Origin of the sequence: Gordonia sp. VNK1 (genome assembly GCF_040049135.1) — a bacterium.
Taxonomy (GTDB): domain Bacteria; phylum Actinomycetota; class Actinomycetes; order Mycobacteriales; family Mycobacteriaceae; genus Gordonia; species Gordonia oleivorans.
This window is the reverse complement of record NZ_JBDZDJ010000002.1, coordinates 1-16,261: the sequence shown is the minus strand read 5'-3', so window position 1 is coordinate 16,261 and position 16,261 is coordinate 1. Positions and strand designations below refer to the sequence as shown.

The window sequence follows — 16,261 nt, the reverse complement described above, 5'->3', positions numbered from 1 at the left end:
CACCACCCGCGCCGGTCGCCGTGGATCAAGAACAAGAGTGGAGTGTGTGGATGAAGAAGAAGCTGACAGTACTGTTGGCTGTTCTGGCGGCAACGGTACTGGCCGGCTGGGGGGCTCCGGGCACGGCCACGGCTGCGCAACCGAAGATCTACCTCGGTGGCGGCTCGGGAATCCTGGTCCTCGAGGGCGGCAACTCGGCGGCCGCGTGCACACTGACCACCATTGGCCACGCCAAGACCGGTGAGTTGATCGGCATCACCGCCGGACACTGCGGCCAGCCCAATCAGCAGGTGCTCTCCGAGAGCTTCTCCGATCGCGGCGTGGCAGGGGTCATCACGCATTCCGATCCCAAGGAAGACATCGCGATCATCAAGTTCAACAGCAATGTCGTTCCGTTGCGCACGGTACAGGGTGTCACCATCAGCGGCATCGACACGCGACCGATCGGCTTCCCGACCATCGCCTGCAAACAGGGACGCACCACCGGCAACACCTGCGGCGTGGCGTGGTTCTCCGACGGCGACGTCCACCTCACCCAGATGTGCGTCATCGAAGGCGACTCCGGCAGCCCGGTGGTCGTCGGCAATCGCCTCGTCGGCATGGTCAACGCGTACTACCTGCTCGGCTGCGTCGGACCGGAGAAGGGCACCAACGCCGCCGCGATTCTCAACTACGTGAAGTCCACCAACTACAAGGGCTTCACACCGATCTGATCGGGACGGATCACCGTCGACGACGAGACCCGGGACGCGCGCGTGCGTCCCGGGTCTCGTCGTCTCATCCCCGGCGCCGTCACAGACGGGAACTGCGCCCGCTGTTGATCTCCCAGTTGTTGATCTCCCAGTTGTTGATCTCATCGTCGAGCTGGGCGCGCACCCAGGCTCCGATCCGGTTCAGGTCCGCCGGCGCCAGTCCCCCGCTGCGCCACGACCATCCGCCGGTGTCGATCCATTCGTCCATCGCCACCGCGAGGCGACGCCGGTACTCCGCCTCGCGTACCCGCTCGTCGGCGCAGAACAGCGCGTAATCGTCGGAGCGCCATTGTGCGGGCATCGGGAAGACGGTGTCGGTGATCGTCTCATCGCCCAGTGCGCCGACGACATCGCGGATCTCCGCCCGGTTCCGTGGATCGGCTCCGAGATCACGAAGCACCGCAAGATATTCCGCGGGAATCGGGGTGTCGGCTCCCCGGTCGGCCGGATCATCGGACATGGCGACCGGCGTCCTCGACGAGCGAGCCCGTGCGCAGCCGCCCCGTCGCCCGGATGTCACCGAGTTCGTCGCGCAACTCGGGGTGGCGGGCATAGAAATCGATGAGCCAGAAGGTCCCGGATGCCCCCAGATGCAGCGGGTCCAGCCGGATCTCGCCGGCGCGGATCGCTGTCGCGTCCTTCTCCGCGGTGGTGGTCATCCGGACGCCCTCGCGTCGGCTCGCCGCCGTCGGTACCGCCCGCACCGCGACCACCTCGCCCCAGGGGAGGAAGCGACGCCGGCCGGCCAGGGCACCGACGTCGACACCGTCCGGGGACACCGTGACCGCCGATCTGCCACGACGGATCACCAGCAGCGCCTCGACGGCCCCGACGACACCGACGGCGAGAAAGGTGTAGGCGGTCGGATGCCGCGGCGAGTCCTGCATCCACGACATGTCGAGGTCACCGCGCCACACCGCGACGAACGCGAGGACACCCGCCGCACCCATGCCCAGCGCCGAGGCGATGTCGCAGCACAGCGCCACCGGGTCGACGCCGAGACGCAGCGCATGCCGGTGGAAGCGGACACCCGCCAACTCGATCCGCCCGCTGCGCTGCCGCCGGCCGGTGCGACACCACGACCACGCCCACAACGCCACCCCGGCACTCCCGGATGCCGCGGCTGCGGCGGTCAGCGGATGGCCGCCGGCCAGGGTGTGCACGGCCGCCCAGCCGAGCAGCACGGCGGCACCGGCCAGGAGATATCCGAACAGGCTCAGACGCCACGAGCGGCCCAACCACGCCGACGGGACCGGGTATCCGGCAGCCGATTCGGCCGAGATCTGTTTGTTCACACCGGAATCCTCACTTGCACACCAACTGTCCGACCACGTTGCCCAGGGTCGACGCACCGAGACTGGTGCCGGTGCCGACCAGAAATGCCTTGCCCGCCGTCATCTCCGGCATCGTGGCCAGCGCCACCAGGTCGACGCCGAGCGATACCCCGCCCGCGACCCCCGCCTTGCAGACCTCGTACTGGTTCTCGGCGGTGGCGACGCTCAGTGCGGTGGACAGGATCGTCAGGCCCGGGCCGGCGACCTTGGCGCCGGCCTGCAGCTGCTGGGCCTGCACCGCCGACAGATACGGCAACCCTCGGGTCACCTGGGATTCCGTTGCCGCCATCCCACCGGCGGCCAACGCCACGGTGATGTCCTGGGAACTGGGAATCGGCGCCTGGAATCCGTCGATGTCGGCGACCGCGGTGCCGTCGGCGCGTTCGGTGACGATCACCGGGGACCGTCCCTCACGCATCAACTCGATCCGCGTCGTACCGTCGGGATTGGGTGTGCGGATGGCGGTTCGGCGGCCGGTGGGATCGAAGAACTCGGTGCGTTCACCGCCGGGTCCGGAGATGTAGACCTGCGAACTCCCGTCCAGCATCGAGACGGTGGTTTCGGTGATGCCGTCGTGGGTGGTGGTCGACGACTCGACCACACTGCCCAGCAGGTGCTCGGTCAGACGCCGGTTTTGATGGGTGCGTCCCAGTTCGGGATTCTCCCCGCGTGTGGTGTCGGCGTACGGATCCTTGGTGAAGTCCTGGGGTGCGCGTGGGTCCAGGTGGAGTTCGGGAAGCTCGATCCCGAGGTCATTGCGCGTCACCTGGTGGCGGATGAAGTTGCCCAGGTCATAGTCGGCGTAGCCCAGCGCGGTCAACTTCGGGTTCAGTTGATCCTGAAAGCCGGCGGCGGCCAGGGCGAGTGCCTTGATCACCTGCGGCGCATAGCGTTTCACCCGCGGCAGCACCACCCAGTCGTCGGCGACGAACAGATCGCCCGACTCGATCACGCCCAGCAGGTGCCGGATGCCGGTGGTGGCCTCCACCAGCTGCGGCCCGAAGCGCCCGATCCCGACGGCCGATCCGGTGGCGATCGCGACGATCTGGTTCACCCGTTCGCGACCGACCTCGACGGCCTCCTCGGCGGCGACCTGCGCCGGACCGGTCCACAACCCGTCGTGGGCGAGTCCGAGCACCTCGTACCAGGAATCGGCGACGGTGTCGGCGAATCCCTCGGCGTCGGCCCGCAGCGTGTCCCCCGCCGCGAGGAGCGCCTCGGGCCGCCATCCGTCGAAGACCGTGCGGCTCGGGATCATTCGGATGCGCCTGCAAGAGAACGGAATCGGGCGGCGAGGGCGTCATCGGCCACCTCGTAGGTGCCCGCTGCGGTGTACACCGCGTCCGCGACGCCCTGGAAGTACCGCGCCACCGCCCGCAACGGTTCACCGATCGCCTCGGCGGCGGTCGCGGCGGAATACTGCGTCGACGATCCCGGGAGGCAGTCGGCGACGGCCGCCAGATCGGCGGGCATGGGAGCCGCCGGGATCCGGCCCGCCAGGCCGGTCACCGATGCCGAGAACTGTCGCAGCGCTTCGGGATTGACGTCCACCCCACACCCCCTCGTGATTGTCGTCTGATCCGACACGATAGGTCATCGGGGCCGAATCGGCGGTCAACCATCCACAGGCCGCTCCCGCTCACGAGTCCCACCGACGGCCGCGAGACGAACCCGGAAACGACCGTGGCCCCGACTCCGGGCGGGAGTCGGGGCCACGACGGGGCGAAGGAGATCAGGCGGTCTCGGTGATCGGGCGATCCACCCAGCTCATCAGGTCGCGCAGCTTCTTGCCGGTGACCTCGATGGGGTGCTCGGCGTTCTTCTTGCGCAGCGCCTCGAGCTCGGCGTTACCGCCCTCGACATTGGCGACGAGTCGCTTGACGAAGGTGCCGTCCTGGATGTCCTTGAGGATGCCGCGCATGCGCTCCTTGGTGTCGGCGTCGATGACGCGCGGACCCGACAGGTACCCACCGAACTCCGCGGTGTCGCTCACCGAGTAGTTCATCCGGGCGATGCCACCCTCGTACATGAGGTCGACGATCAGCTTGAGCTCGTGCAGCACCTCGAAGTAGGCCATCTCCGGGGCGTAACCGGCCTCGACCATGACCTCGAAGCCGGTCTTGACCAGTTCCTCGGTGCCACCGCAGAGCACGGCCTGCTCGCCGAAGAGGTCGGTCTCGGTCTCTTCCTTGAAGGTCGTCTTGATGATGCCGGCGCGGCCACCACCGATGGCCGACGCGTAGCTCAGGGCCAGGGCTTGGCCTTCACCCTTGGGATCCTGGTCGACGGCGATCAGGCAGGGCACGCCCTTGCCGTCGACGAACTGACGACGCACCAGGTGACCGGGGCCCTTCGGGGCGACCATTCCGACGGTCACGTTGGCCGGAGCCTTGATGAGACCGAAGTGGATGTTGAGGCCGTGCCCGAAGAAGATGGCGTCGCCGTCCTTCAGGTTCGGCTCGATGTCTTCGGTGAAGATCTTCGCCTGGCTGGTGTCGGGCGCCAGGATCATGATGACGTCGGCCCAGGCTGCCGCCTCGGCGTTGCTCATCACCTTCAGGCCCTGCTCGGCGGCCTTCTCCCGCGACTTGCTGCCCTCGCGCAGACCGATCGCCACGTCGACGCCCGAGTCACGCAGACTCAGCGAGTGCGCATGTCCCTGGCTGCCGTAGCCGATGACCGCGACCTTGCGGCCCTGGATGATCGACAGATCCGCATCGTCGTCGTAGAACAATTCGATCGCCACAGTTGGATTCCCTTCGATATGTGTTGTGCCCCAGGCGAATCAGTTCTGCACGCGAGGGGCGCGTTGGTGGTGCGTACGTCAGCGGTTGGCCGACATGCTCTTGGGTCCGCGTCCCAGGGTGACCGCCCCCGACTGGGCGATCTCACGGATGCCGTACGGATCGAGCATCCGCAGCAGCGCCTCGAGTTTCTCCGAGGTGCCGGTGGCCTCGACGGTCAGCGACTCCGGCGAGACGTCGATGACCTTGGCGCGGAACAGGTTCACGACCTCGATGACCTCGGTGCGCACCGTGGAGTCGGCGCGGACCTTGACCATCATCAGCTCTCGGGACACCGAGTTGGACGGGTCCTGCTCGACGATCTTGATGACGTTGATCAGCTTGTTGAGCTGCTTGGTCACCTGTTCGAGCGGGAAGTCCTCGACCGAGACCATGATGGTCATCCGCGAGATGCCCTTGAGCTCGGTCGGTCCGACGGCGAGGGATTCGATGTTGAATCCGCGCCGGGAGAACAAACCGGACACGCGGGCGAGGACGCCCGGACGGTCCTCGACGAGGACGCTGAGGGTATGGGTACTCATTTCTTCTCACCCTCCTGGCCGAGATTGGTGTTCTGGTTGACGACCTCGTGGATGTCGGCCGGATCCGACGCCGACGCGTCGTCGTCGAACAGCGGCCGGATGTCACGCGCGGCCATGATCTGGTCGTTGCCGGTGCCCGCGGCGACCATCGGCCACACCTGGGCGTCGGCACCGACGATGAAGTCGATGACGACCGGGCGGTCGTTGATCGCGCGTGCCTGGGCGATGACCTCGTCCACCTCTGATTCGTTCTCGACGCGGAAGGCCGCGCAGCCCAACGCTTCTGCGAGCTTCACGAAGTCCGGGATGCGCATCGAATGCGTCGCGAGGTCGGTGTTGGAGTACCGCTCCTCGTAGAACAGCGTCTGCCACTGACGCACCATGCCCAGGTTGCCGTTGTTGATCAGCGCGACCTTGATCGGGATGCCCTCGATGGCGCAGGTCGCCAACTCCTGATTGGTCATCTGGAAGCAGCCGTCACCGTCGATGGCCCACACCTCTTTCTCGGGTGCGGCCATCTTGGCGCCCATCGCGGCCGGAACCGCGTAGCCCATCGTGCCGAGTCCGCCCGAGTTGAGCCAGGTGCGCGGCTTCTCGTAGGAGACGAACTGTGCCGCCCACATCTGGTGCTGGCCGACGCCGGCGCAGTAGACCGCATCCGGTCCGGCGAACTTGCCGACCTGGGAGATGACGAACTCCGGCGACATCGAGCCGTCGGCGGGCCGGTCGTAGCTCAGCGGGTAGGTGCGACGGATGCCGTCCAGATACCGCCACCACGCGGTCAGGTCGGGGGTCTCGTCGGTGGTCGCCTGCTCGGCGCGCAGCGTCTCGATCAGGTCGACGATGACGGCCTTGCAGTCGCCCACGATCGGCACGTCGGCGTGCCGGTTCTTGCCGATCTCGGCGGGATCGATGTCGGCGTGGATGACCTTGGCGTCCGGCGCGAACGAGTCGAGCTGGCCGGTGACGCGGTCGTCGAAGCGGGCACCGAGGGTGATCAGCAGGTCGCTGCGCTGCAGTGCGGCCACCGCGGCGACGGTGCCGTGCATACCCGGCATGCCGAGGTGCTGCTGATGCGAATCGGGGAACGCGCCCCGCGCCATCAGCGTCGTCACCACCGGGATGCCGGTCAGTTCGGCCAGTTCGAGCAGTTCGGCCGACGCGTTCGCCTTGATGACGCCGCCACCGACGTAGAGGACGGGATTCTTGGCGGCGTTGATCAGGCGGGCGGCCTCACGGACCTGCTTGCCGTGGGGCTTGGTCACCGGACGGTAGCCCGGCAGATCGATCTGCGGCGGCCACGAGAAGGTGGTCTGGGCCTGCAGGATGTCCTTCGGGATGTCGACGAGAACCGCTCCGGGACGGCCACTTTCGGCGATGTGGAATGCCTCGGCGATGACCTGCGGGATGTCGGCGGCGTTGCTCACCAAGAAGTTGTGCTTGGTGACCGGCATGGTGATGCCGGAGATGTCGGCCTCCTGGAATGCGTCGGTGCCGATGAGTGCGCGACCGACCTGCCCGGTGATCGCGACAACCGGGACCGAATCCATCTGCGCGTCGGCCAGTGGCGTGACGAGGTTGGTGGCACCGGGACCCGACGTCGCCATCATGACGCCGGCGCGGCCGGTGACCTGCGCGTAGCCGGTGGCCGCGTGACCGGCGCCCTGCTCGTGGCGCACCAGGACGTGCCGGACCTTCTTGGAGTCGAGCAGCGGATCGTAGACGGGGAGCACCGCACCGCCGGGGATACCGAATACGACCTCGACACCGAGCTCCTCGAGCGATCGAACCACCGACTTCGCGCCACTGACGCGTTCGGGGGCGACGGTGTTCTGCCGCACCGCGCGGAGGCTGCCGCCCGCCGGGGAATCCTGGCGTGGGGCGGACGCTTTTCCGCTGGTGTCCGTACGTGCTGTTGGTGCGCTCACTGCACGGTCCTTCATCTTGGTGATCATTGGGCGGGTGGATCCTGGCAACAAAAAACCCCCGACAGCGAGGCTGTTCGAGGGTGGCGCGTCGATGCTGGGGTCTCGTAAGTGACCGGTCAGGCGACGACGCGCCGGCCGACTACTACGAGAAGTTCGTCATGCATCACGTCACTCACGGTAGGACTGCAGATACTGAAGAGTCAAACCACGGTCGTCGTCATCCCACGATCTGGGAATGCACTGGTCTGCGGCACCTCACGCAGGGGCGGTCCCGCGAGAGTGCCAGAATGGTGGCGTGTCTGCTTCAGCCCCGGAACCGCAATCGTCCTCCTCGGGTTCTGCGTCCCGTCGCTCGGCGTCGGCGGCCGGCGATGCCGAACCCGCATCCGACGAGCTGGCGTTGCCGCAGGTGTTCCGGCTCAGCAAACTCGCCTACTTCGCCGTTCCGGCGGCGTTGCTGGTCGCCCTGATCCTGGCCGGCACGAGCCTGGCGTGGCTCGGCTGGACATTCGTTCTGCCGGTGCTGCTCGCGGTGTGGATCGGGCGGATCAGGACGGTGGTGACCGAGGACGGTCTGCATGTGGTGGGCACGTTTGGCGCCCGGGACGTGGCGTGGGCCGAGATCGACGGACTCCGGTTCACCCGATGGGGGCCGGTGCGCGCGGTGCTCGTCGACGAGACGTCGGTGCGGTTGCCCGCGATCACCTTCCAGGACCTGCCACGCCTGTCGGCCGCCAGCCGGGGCCGCATCCCGGACCCGTTCGCGGCGGCGGCAAACGCCGATTCGTGACATACCGGCGACCACATTGCGCCGCCCGTCGACCGTGGGTTTACCGGCGGTGCCTTAACGATCGGTTTCACCGCATGCAGATTCCGGCCACCGCTGGTTAACGTTCTCGGGTGGTCACGCACGCGGTCCGCCCGCACCAGGTCAAAGAGCTCATCGCCAGGGGCGAGCTCGCCGAACTCACGGATCTGATCGCCACGATGCCGCCCGGCGAGATCGCGGCGGTGGGCAACCGGCTTCCGCGTCGACAGGCGAGCATCGCGTTCCGGCTCCTCCCGAAGGACGTCGCGCTCCAGGTCTTCGAGGACCTCAGCCCCAAGGTGCAGTATCGGCTGATCGAACAGCTGGGTACCAGCGAGGTGGGCGAGTTCTTCGGGAGTCTCGATCCCGACGATCGCGCGGAACTCCTCGACGAGCTGCCCGCACCCGTCGCACACGACCTCGTCGCATCCCTGGAACGCAGCGAGCGTGAGGCGACCGGGCTGGTTCTCGGGTTTCCGGCGGGCTCGGTGGGACGTCGGATGAGTCCGGAGATTGTGCACGCCTACACCGACGATTCGGCCGCGGCAGCGCTGGACCGGGTGACCGAGGTCGGCCACCAGGTGGAGACCATCTACATGGTCCCCGTCGTCGATCGCGACCACGTCCTGGCCGGGGTGGTGAGCCTGCGCGATCTGCTGCTCGCCGATCCCGACACCCTGTTGTCGAGCCTGATGCGCACCCCGATCTCGGCCGCTGCGAGCGACGATGCCGAGCAGACGGCGTTGCTCTGCGTGGAGCGCGGCATCCTTGCGATCCCCGTCCTCGACAGCGAGCGCCACGTCATCGGCGTGTTCACCCTCGATGATGCGGTCGAGGTGATGAGTCAGGCCCGCGACGAGGACCAGGCGCGTGCCGGTGCCAGCGAACCCCTGAACGAGCCGTATCTGGTGGCGTCGGTGCTCTCGATCACCCGCTCGCGCATCGTCTGGTTGTTCGTGCTGGCCGTGTCGGCCATCCTGACGGTCAACGTGCTCGAGATCTTCGAGGCCACGCTGGATCAGATGGTGGCGTTGGCGCTGTTCATCCCGCTGCTCACCGGCATCGGTGGCAACACCGGTTCGCAGGCCGCGGTCACCGTTACCCGCGCGCTGGCCGTCGACGAGGTGTCCCCGCGCGATGTGGCAATCGTGGTCGGCAAGGAACTGCGCGTGGGTCTCACCCTGGGTGTGCTGCTCGGCCTCGTCGGATTCGGCGTCGCGTCGCTCGCCTACGACATGGACATCGGCGCGGTGATCGGTCTGACCATCCTGTCCATCTGCACGATGGCGGCCACCGTCGGTGGTGTGATGCCACTGATCGCAAAGTCCATCGGAGTCGATCCGGCGGTCTTCTCGACACCGTTCATCTCGACGTTCTGCGACGCGACGGGGTTGATCATCTACTTCTCCATCGCCAAGGCGGTTCTCGGAATCTGAGACGGCAGTGCCGTCACAAGGGATGGCCGGTTTTGTTTGCCCACGTCAGGCAGGAGTACCGTGGACGCTCGGTGAGATCGTCGACGCACAACGCCGACGATCGTGGTCAGCGCCGGTCGGATGGTGACACGCCCCACCCCGTCCCGATCGGTTCCGCCCGCGAATATCCGCGGCGGTGCATGCGTTGACCCGCATCAGTCCACGCGCACGTCGCACGTACGCGCGAAGAACCACCCGATCGAGGAAAAGCCATGCCAGCCTTGAGGTCACGTACCACCACCGTCGGACGAGAAGCCGCCGGAGCCCGTTCCCTGTGGCGTGCCACCGGAATGACCGACGACGACTTCGGTAAGCCGATCGTGGCGATCGCGAACTCCTACACGCAGTTCGTGCCCGGCCATGTGCACCTCAAGGACGTCGGTGAGATCGTGGCGGAGGCGGTGCGTGCCGCCGGTGGCGTGCCCCGCGAGTTCCACACGATCGCCGTCGACGACGGCATCGCGATGGGCCACGGCGGCATGCTCTACTCGTTGCCGAGCCGCGAGATCATCGCCGACTCCGTCGAGTACATGGTCAATGCGCACACCGCGGATGCGTTGGTGTGTATCTCCAACTGCGACAAGATCACTCCGGGCATGCTCAATGCCGCGATGCGCCTGAACATCCCGACCGTGTTCGTTTCCGGCGGACCGATGGAGGCCGGCAAGGCGGTCGTCGTCGAGGGTGTCGCGCAGGCGCCGACCGACCTGATCACCACCATCTCCGCATCGGCCAACTCCGATGTCGACGACGACGGCCTCTCCGAGGTCGAGCGGTCGGCGTGCCCGACGTGTGGATCGTGCTCGGGCATGTTCACCGCCAATTCGATGAACTGCCTGACCGAGGCCCTCGGACTCGCGTTGCCCGGCAACGGTTCGACGCTGGCCACCCACGAGGCCCGCCGCGCCCTGTTCTCGCGTGCCGGTCAGGTGGTCGTGGAGGCCGCCACCCGCTGGTACCGCGACGACGATGCGTCGGTCCTGCCGCGCAGCATCGCCTCGGCCACGGCGTTCCGCAACGCGATGGCCCTCGACGTCGCGATGGGCGGATCCACCAACACCGTGCTGCACATCCTGGCCGCCGCGCAGGAGGGCGAGGTCGCCGACTTCGACCTGTCGGTGATCGATCAGATCAGCCGCAACGTTCCCTGCCTGTCGAAGGTCTCGCCGAACTCCGACTACCACATGGAGGACGTGCACCGGGCCGGCGGAATCCCGGCCATCCTCGGCGAGTTGCGCCGCGCCGGCCTGATCGACGACACCACCTCCACCGTCCATTCGCCGACCCTCGCGAAGGCCCTCGACGACTGGGACATCCGCAGCGGCACCGCCACCGACGAGGCGTTCGAGCTGTTCCACGCGGCGCCCGGCGGTGTGCGCACCACCACCCCGTTCTCGACGGCCAACCGCTGGAGTTCCCTCGACACCGACGCCGAGGGCGGCTGCATCCGCGACTTCGATCACGCCTACACCGTCGAGGGTGGACTGTGCGTGCTCAAGGGCAATCTCGCCGACGACGGTGCCGTGCTCAAGACCGCCGGCATCAGCGAGGACCTGTGGCACTTCGAGGGCCCGGCGCGCGTGGTGGAAAGCCAGGAGGAAGCCGTCCAGGTCATCCTGAGCAAGACCATCCAGGCCGGCGAGGTCCTCGTCGTCCGCTATGAGGGCCCGTCCGGCGGCCCGGGCATGCAGGAGATGCTGCATCCGACCGCCTTCATGAAGGGCACCGGGATGGGCAAGAAGTGCGGCCTGATCACCGACGGCCGCTTCTCCGGCGGTTCGTCGGGTCTGTCGGTCGGCCACATCTCCCCCGAGGCCGCCGCCGGTGGCGTCATCGGCCTCATCGAGGACGGCGACCCGATCCTGATCGACGTGAAGACCCGACGCCTCGAGGTCCTCGTCGACGATGAGGTGCTCGCGGAGCGTCGCGCCAAGATGGAGGCCTCGGAGCGTCCGTGGCAACCCAAGGACCGTCAGCGTCCGGTCACGACCGCGCTGCGTGCCTACGCGAAGCTGGCGACCTCAGCCGACAAGGGAGCCGTCCGCAATGTCGACTGAGTCGGCTCCCCCGGCGGCGACGTCCTCTCGTCACCGGTCGGGTCCCTCGCTGGTCGAGGTGCGAGGAGCGCTAGCGACGAGCCTCGAGACCTCCGTCAGCCGATGCTGGAACATCACCGGGACACCTGCGGCGAGACGCTACACTCACCCCGGATTACCCGGCGACTCAAGCGGATTGGCGCCATTGAGGAAGATCCACACGACGACAGCTGCAGCGATCGCCAGCGCGAGCCACACCACCGACCCGATGAACGGCCGTCGGGCCCACTTGCGTGGTCGGTCCAGGGAGTACAGCCCGGGCCCGGTGAGGATCAACGCAGCAGCCGCGACGGCCAGCAGGATCTCGTACTCGACGCCACCGGCAGAGGCGAAGTAGGAGAACCCGCCGGCCAGGGTGACCCGGAAAGTCGTGGCCAACAGCATCACCGACAGGATCGCGCAGGCACCGATCGGCGTGAACAGTCCGAGGATGATGAGTGCGCCACCGACGACCTCGGTCACGCCGCCGGCGATCGCCAGGATGTGCACCGCGTCGGGATGGAATCCGAGCGCGGGATTGGCGTCGTTGGCGAGGAAGTCCTGATATCCCGAGATGCCGGGCCCACCCCACCACCCGAACAGATGCTGCAGGCCGTGCGCCACCGCTGCGACGCCGAGACCGAGGCGCAGGATCAGCAGGCCCAGATCGAGGGTGCCGCGCGGTTCGTGGACCGCGGCCACCGTCACGGGTTCGCGGTCGCGGTCGAGGTCCGGCTGATCGGACTGCTCGTGCGGTTCGTCAGTGTCGTAGGCGGCGAGGGCCGCCGGGGCCGGCATCGCCGCGGTGCGGTTATCCCCGTCGTCGGAGGTGTCGAGGTCCTCATCGGTCAGTGCCCGGGTGGGCGCAGGGCCGTCGGACTGGGCGTCCTCGCGACGCGTCTTCGCAAGCTCCGGGAAGGTTTCCTCGACCGAGGGGATCGGCGTGGGAGGCTGCCGTGTGGTTGCCTCGGCGTCGATCTTCTCGGTCTCCTGCGCGGCGGTCTTCGCGGTCGTGGTCTTCTCCGTCGCGGCGGCCGACGTCGGCACGGCTTGTGCCGTCGGCGCCCCCTTCTCCGCTGACGGCGCCCGGTCCTGCGCTGACGGCGCCCTGTTCTCCGTTGACGGCGCTCGCTTGTCCGCTGACGGCGCCTTCGGCCGACCGGCGGGGGTCGCCGACTTCGGCGCAGTGCCGATCTTGGCGGTGGGCGCGGTGTCCGCCGCCGAGGGTCCGCCCGTGGACGAGGCGGGCGGGTCGATCGATGTCACCGGCGGCATCGGCACCGGGTTGCGCCGATTGGCCGACGGCGGCACCTGCAGCGGCCTGGTCTCGACCTCGTCGGGTCCGATGTCGTCGAGGGATTCCACCCTCGAGACCGGACCGGGCCGACGCCGGTGACGTTCGTAGAAGGCGTCGCGGTCGGCTTCGCTGATCTCGGGTACCCGGAACGAGCCCGTCGGTTCGTCGTACGGGCTCGGCGGCTGAAAGTTCTCGCCACCGGCGTCGGACTGTCCACGCTCGCTCACATGGCCGATGCTAGAGGTTTCGACGGTGGAGGCGGTCGACCGCCGCGCGGTCGGAGGGCAACGATTGGTGATCGCTACTGTGGTGGGCATGCGACAGGGGCGGCATATTCACCGACGAGGCCGGAATTCACGGTCCCGGCAGAATGCCGCCTCCATCCGCAATCGTGTTGCCGTATTGCTGGGAATCCTCGGACTCGTCGTCGCGCTGGCCGGTTGTGATTTCTCTCAGCAGGACCGCGATCAGGCGGCGGGGCAGTTCAGTGAGAACGACGAGAACTTCAACCTCCCATCGACTCCGCCGCAGTCGACTCCGCAGGAGGGGCCCAGTCCGTCGCCTCCGCCGCCGGGGCCGTGCGTTGATCCGGACCCGGCGGTCATCGCCACCTGCCTCGCCTCCACCGGCGGCCTGCGTGCCGGCGACGATCAGGGTGAGGTGACAATCGTCGCCGAACGCACCACCGGCAAGATCATCACCACCAAGCGCTACGGACCGCCGCGGACGGTCGCGACCTTCCCGGTCGACGGTTCCGGCGACGGTGGTCTCATCGACTTCGCCTTCTCCCCCACTTACGACCAGGATCAGCTCGTCTATGCGTTGATCACCACTCCCAGCGACAACCGGGTGGTGCGGTTGGCGCCGGGCGATGTCCCCAAACCGATCCTGACGGGAATCCCGAAGGGCGCCACCGGAAACATGGGCGCCATGCTGTTCGCCTCGCCCACCGAACTGGTGGTGGCGACGGGAAATGCGGGTAACCCGGCAGCGGCCAACGACCCTGCCTCGTTGGCCGGAAAGCTGCTCTCGATCACCGATCTGTCGTCCGGCGGCAATGCTCGCCCGAAGGTCCTCACCTCCGGGCTCGGCTCCAATGTGTCGTTGTGCCCCAACACTTCCGGCACGTTGTACATCGCCGACCAGGGCCAGACTGAGGACCGCCTGCAGTCGGTCGACGAGTCGGGGACTGCCACCGTGCTGTGGACCTGGCCGGACAAGCCGCAGATCGCCGGATGCGCGGCCACCACCGGTCAGGTCTTCGTCAGTGAGACACGGGGCCAGCGGATCGAGGCGATCACCGCCCCGACGCGCGACAACCCCACCGTCAATCCGCCGACCGTGGTGTTGGACAAGCGGTATGGGGCTCTCGGCAAAATGACCGCGCTGGAGAACGGCGTCATCCAGTTCGCGACGGTCAACCGCGCCTACGGTCAACCGGTCAGCACCGATGATCGTGTCGTCCGCTTCATCGCACCGCCGGCGGGTGAGAGTCGGACGTAGTCCGGACCACCAGGGCCCCTGGTGTATGCCATCCGTCCGGACTACATTCGCAGCCCCACCAGCGGTTTGCCGGTAATGTGCCGATGCACAAACAACGCGGAGGTGATGGGTGGCGCTCCAACCGGGCGACGAGTTCGCGGGATACCGGATCATCTCCCTCCTCGGCCGCGGCGGCATGGGCCAGGTGTACCTCGTCGAGAATCCGCACCTGCGCCGCCGCGAGGCGTTGAAGGTCATCTCCGCGGCCGGCGCCCACGACGCCGACTTCCAACGCCGTTTCACCCAGGAAGCCCAAACCGCGGCCGCACTCAGCCATCCCGCGATCGTCACCATCTACCACTACGGCGTCGAGGACGAGACCCCGTGGTTCACCATGGAGCATCTCGACGGCGCCAACCCCACCCACCAATCACTGACCACCGATGAGGTCATCGAGGTCGCCGGACACGTGGCCGCAGCCCTCGACTACGCCCACCGCCGCCACGTCGTCCACCGAGACATCAAGCCCGCCAACATCATCGTGCTCCGCGACGACGACGGGAGAATCGAACGCGCCGTCGTCCTCGACTTCGGCATCGCCAAACTCCTCGACGCCACCGGCCTGACCGCGAGCAGCGCGTTCATCGGAACCCTCGCCTACACCGCGCCGGAGATCATCGACGGACATCCGGCGTCGCCGGCGTCGGATCAGTATGCGCTGGCCTGCACCATTTACGAACTGCTCTGCGGTACAACACCCTTCACCGGTACGACGCCTTCGGCGTTGATGATGGCGCATATCTCGAAGACTCCGCCGTCCCTCCAATCACGCGAGCGCACGTTGACGCGATTCGACGGAGCCTTCGCGCGCCCGCTCTCAAAGAACCCAACTGGTCGATATCGCGACTGCCGTGCCTTCGCATGGGAGATTTTCAATAGCGGGACGGCGGGAACCCAATCGCCGCGGAACCCTTCAACACCAAAACCCTTCGTATGGAACTCCGGTCCGTCACATGCGCCGACTGAACGTCGACCAGCGCACACGTCTTTAGCAGGCGCTACACAGATCTCGACACCGAACCAGTCCCACCAAATGCAACGACGGCCTTCCATGGCAACATCGAAAAGACGACGTTCCCTTGGAAGAGTCCCACTTTGGACGATCATCGCAGCGATCGTTGCACTTGTCGCCGCAGGCTCCATCTATCGATTCACCATGCCACAGGAAGCCAGCGACGTCGACGTCGGACCATTCACCGAAGTAAGCGCCATCGCTACCAGCAGCATGAAGCACCCCAGGTTTCGTGCCACCTCGTTGGTGGGCTACCTGCTGGTAGTGACCCCAGCGTAGTAGGTTGCCTCGTACTCGTTGGGCGGGACCAGGCCGATCGACCCGTGTAACCGGGTGGAGTTGTACCAGCCGACGTAACCCAGCGTGGCGTACTCGACGTCTGAGAGGCCCGTGTACGGCCCCGCGTGGAACACGGTGGTCTGGATGCACTCGGTCTTGTACAAGCCGTTTGTCGACTCGATCAGGGCGTTGTCGTAGGCGTCGCCGACCGATCCGATGGACGCGGCGATCCTTTCCAAGTCCAGCTTTCCGGTCAGTGCTACCGACGTGTACTGCGATCCCGCGTCACTGTTAACAGGAATTCGGTTTAGCAGCGATTATGCCGGGGTCTGTGTTAAGCCGAGGATCGGCGAGTCGTGTTGTGCGGGTTGGGGTGGGTGACTGATTCCTCGGCTTAACGATTGCGCGGGGTCTGGCTAGCTAGCGTCGATGCG

14 protein-coding genes and 1 pseudogene are annotated in these 16,261 nt (G+C 67.0%); 6 read left to right on the top strand and 9 right to left on the bottom strand.

The window, feature by feature from the left end:
• Nucleotides 1-50 precede the first annotated feature (50 nt).
• A complete protein-coding gene (locus ABLE94_RS01965) occupies nt 51-713 on the top strand; it encodes a trypsin-like serine protease (protein ID WP_348806685.1) in 663 nt (220 codons plus the stop codon).
• 79 nt (nt 714-792) lie between these two features.
• On the opposite strand, the gene ABLE94_RS01960 is transcribed toward ABLE94_RS01965, so the two are convergent.
• The 7 genes from ABLE94_RS01960 to ABLE94_RS01930 form a co-directional block, all read right to left on the bottom strand.
• A complete protein-coding gene (locus ABLE94_RS01960) occupies nt 793-1,212 on the bottom strand; it encodes a hypothetical protein (protein WP_348806684.1) in 420 nt (139 codons plus the stop codon).
• Entirely contained in the window at nt 1,202-2,047 is an 846-nt protein-coding gene (locus tag ABLE94_RS01955) for a PH domain-containing protein (protein ID WP_348806683.1), read from the bottom strand. The genes ABLE94_RS01960 and ABLE94_RS01955 overlap by 11 nt, the downstream gene beginning before the upstream one ends.
• A 10-nt stretch (nt 2,048-2,057) precedes the next feature.
• Nucleotides 2,058-3,344 (bottom strand): hypothetical protein, encoded by a 1,287-nt coding sequence (locus ABLE94_RS01950; RefSeq protein ID WP_348806682.1) that lies wholly within the window; start codon nt 3,342-3,344, stop codon nt 2,058-2,060.
• Complete coding sequence (locus ABLE94_RS01945; RefSeq protein ID WP_348806681.1) at nt 3,341-3,637, bottom strand: type VII secretion target; 297 nt, start codon at nt 3,635-3,637, stop codon at nt 3,341-3,343. The genes ABLE94_RS01950 and ABLE94_RS01945 overlap by 4 nt, the downstream gene beginning before the upstream one ends.
• Before the next feature lie 181 nt (nt 3,638-3,818).
• Complete coding sequence (gene ilvC / locus ABLE94_RS01940) at nt 3,819-4,832, bottom strand: ketol-acid reductoisomerase (RefSeq protein WP_348806680.1); 1,014 nt, start codon at nt 4,830-4,832, stop codon at nt 3,819-3,821.
• Between the two features lie 78 nt (nt 4,833-4,910).
• On the bottom strand, nt 4,911-5,411 hold the full coding sequence (gene ilvN, locus ABLE94_RS01935) for an acetolactate synthase small subunit (protein WP_348806679.1): 501 nt from the start codon (nt 5,409-5,411) through the stop codon (nt 4,911-4,913).
• On the bottom strand, nt 5,408-7,339 hold the full coding sequence (locus ABLE94_RS01930; RefSeq protein WP_348807902.1) for an acetolactate synthase large subunit: 1,932 nt from the start codon (nt 7,337-7,339) through the stop codon (nt 5,408-5,410). The genes ilvN and ABLE94_RS01930 overlap by 4 nt, the downstream gene beginning before the upstream one ends.
• Nucleotides 7,340-7,634: 295 nt before the next feature.
• On the opposite strand from ABLE94_RS01930, the gene ABLE94_RS01925 reads away from it, so the two are divergent.
• The 3 genes from ABLE94_RS01925 (at nt 7,635) to ilvD (ending at nt 11,679) form a co-directional block, all read left to right on the top strand.
• On the top strand, nt 7,635-8,129 hold the full coding sequence (locus ABLE94_RS01925) for a PH domain-containing protein (protein ID WP_425476116.1): 495 nt from the start codon (nt 7,635-7,637) through the stop codon (nt 8,127-8,129).
• Nucleotides 8,130-8,239: 110 nt separating this feature from the next.
• Complete coding sequence (mgtE, locus tag ABLE94_RS01920; RefSeq protein ID WP_348807901.1) at nt 8,240-9,583, top strand: magnesium transporter; 1,344 nt, start codon at nt 8,240-8,242, stop codon at nt 9,581-9,583.
• A gap of 251 nt (nt 9,584-9,834) precedes the next feature.
• A complete protein-coding gene (gene ilvD / locus ABLE94_RS01915; RefSeq protein WP_348806677.1) occupies nt 9,835-11,679 on the top strand; it encodes a dihydroxy-acid dehydratase in 1,845 nt (614 codons plus the stop codon).
• A gap of 144 nt (nt 11,680-11,823) precedes the next feature.
• Here the strand turns inward: ilvD and ABLE94_RS01910 are convergent, their stop codons facing one another.
• A complete protein-coding gene (locus ABLE94_RS01910) occupies nt 11,824-13,221 on the bottom strand; it encodes a DoxX family membrane protein (protein WP_348807900.1) in 1,398 nt (465 codons plus the stop codon).
• An 88-nt stretch (nt 13,222-13,309) separates the two neighbouring features.
• Here ABLE94_RS01910 and ABLE94_RS01905 point away from each other — a divergent pair, with 88 nt between their 5' ends.
• Nucleotides 13,310-14,497, top strand: coding sequence for a PQQ-dependent sugar dehydrogenase (locus tag ABLE94_RS01905; RefSeq protein WP_348807899.1), 1,188 nt, complete (start codon nt 13,310-13,312; stop codon nt 14,495-14,497).
• A 109-nt stretch (nt 14,498-14,606) separates the two neighbouring features.
• Nucleotides 14,607-15,827 (top strand): serine/threonine-protein kinase, encoded by a 1,221-nt coding sequence (locus ABLE94_RS01900; RefSeq protein WP_348807898.1) that lies wholly within the window; start codon nt 14,607-14,609, stop codon nt 15,825-15,827.
• Here ABLE94_RS01900 and ABLE94_RS01895 read toward each other — a convergent pair.
• Nucleotides 15,800-16,120: pseudogene (locus tag ABLE94_RS01895) on the bottom strand (integrase core domain-containing protein); the annotation flags it as partial. The gene ABLE94_RS01900 and the pseudogene ABLE94_RS01895 sit on opposite strands and share 28 nt — an antisense overlap.
• Nucleotides 16,121-16,261 lie beyond the last annotated feature (141 nt).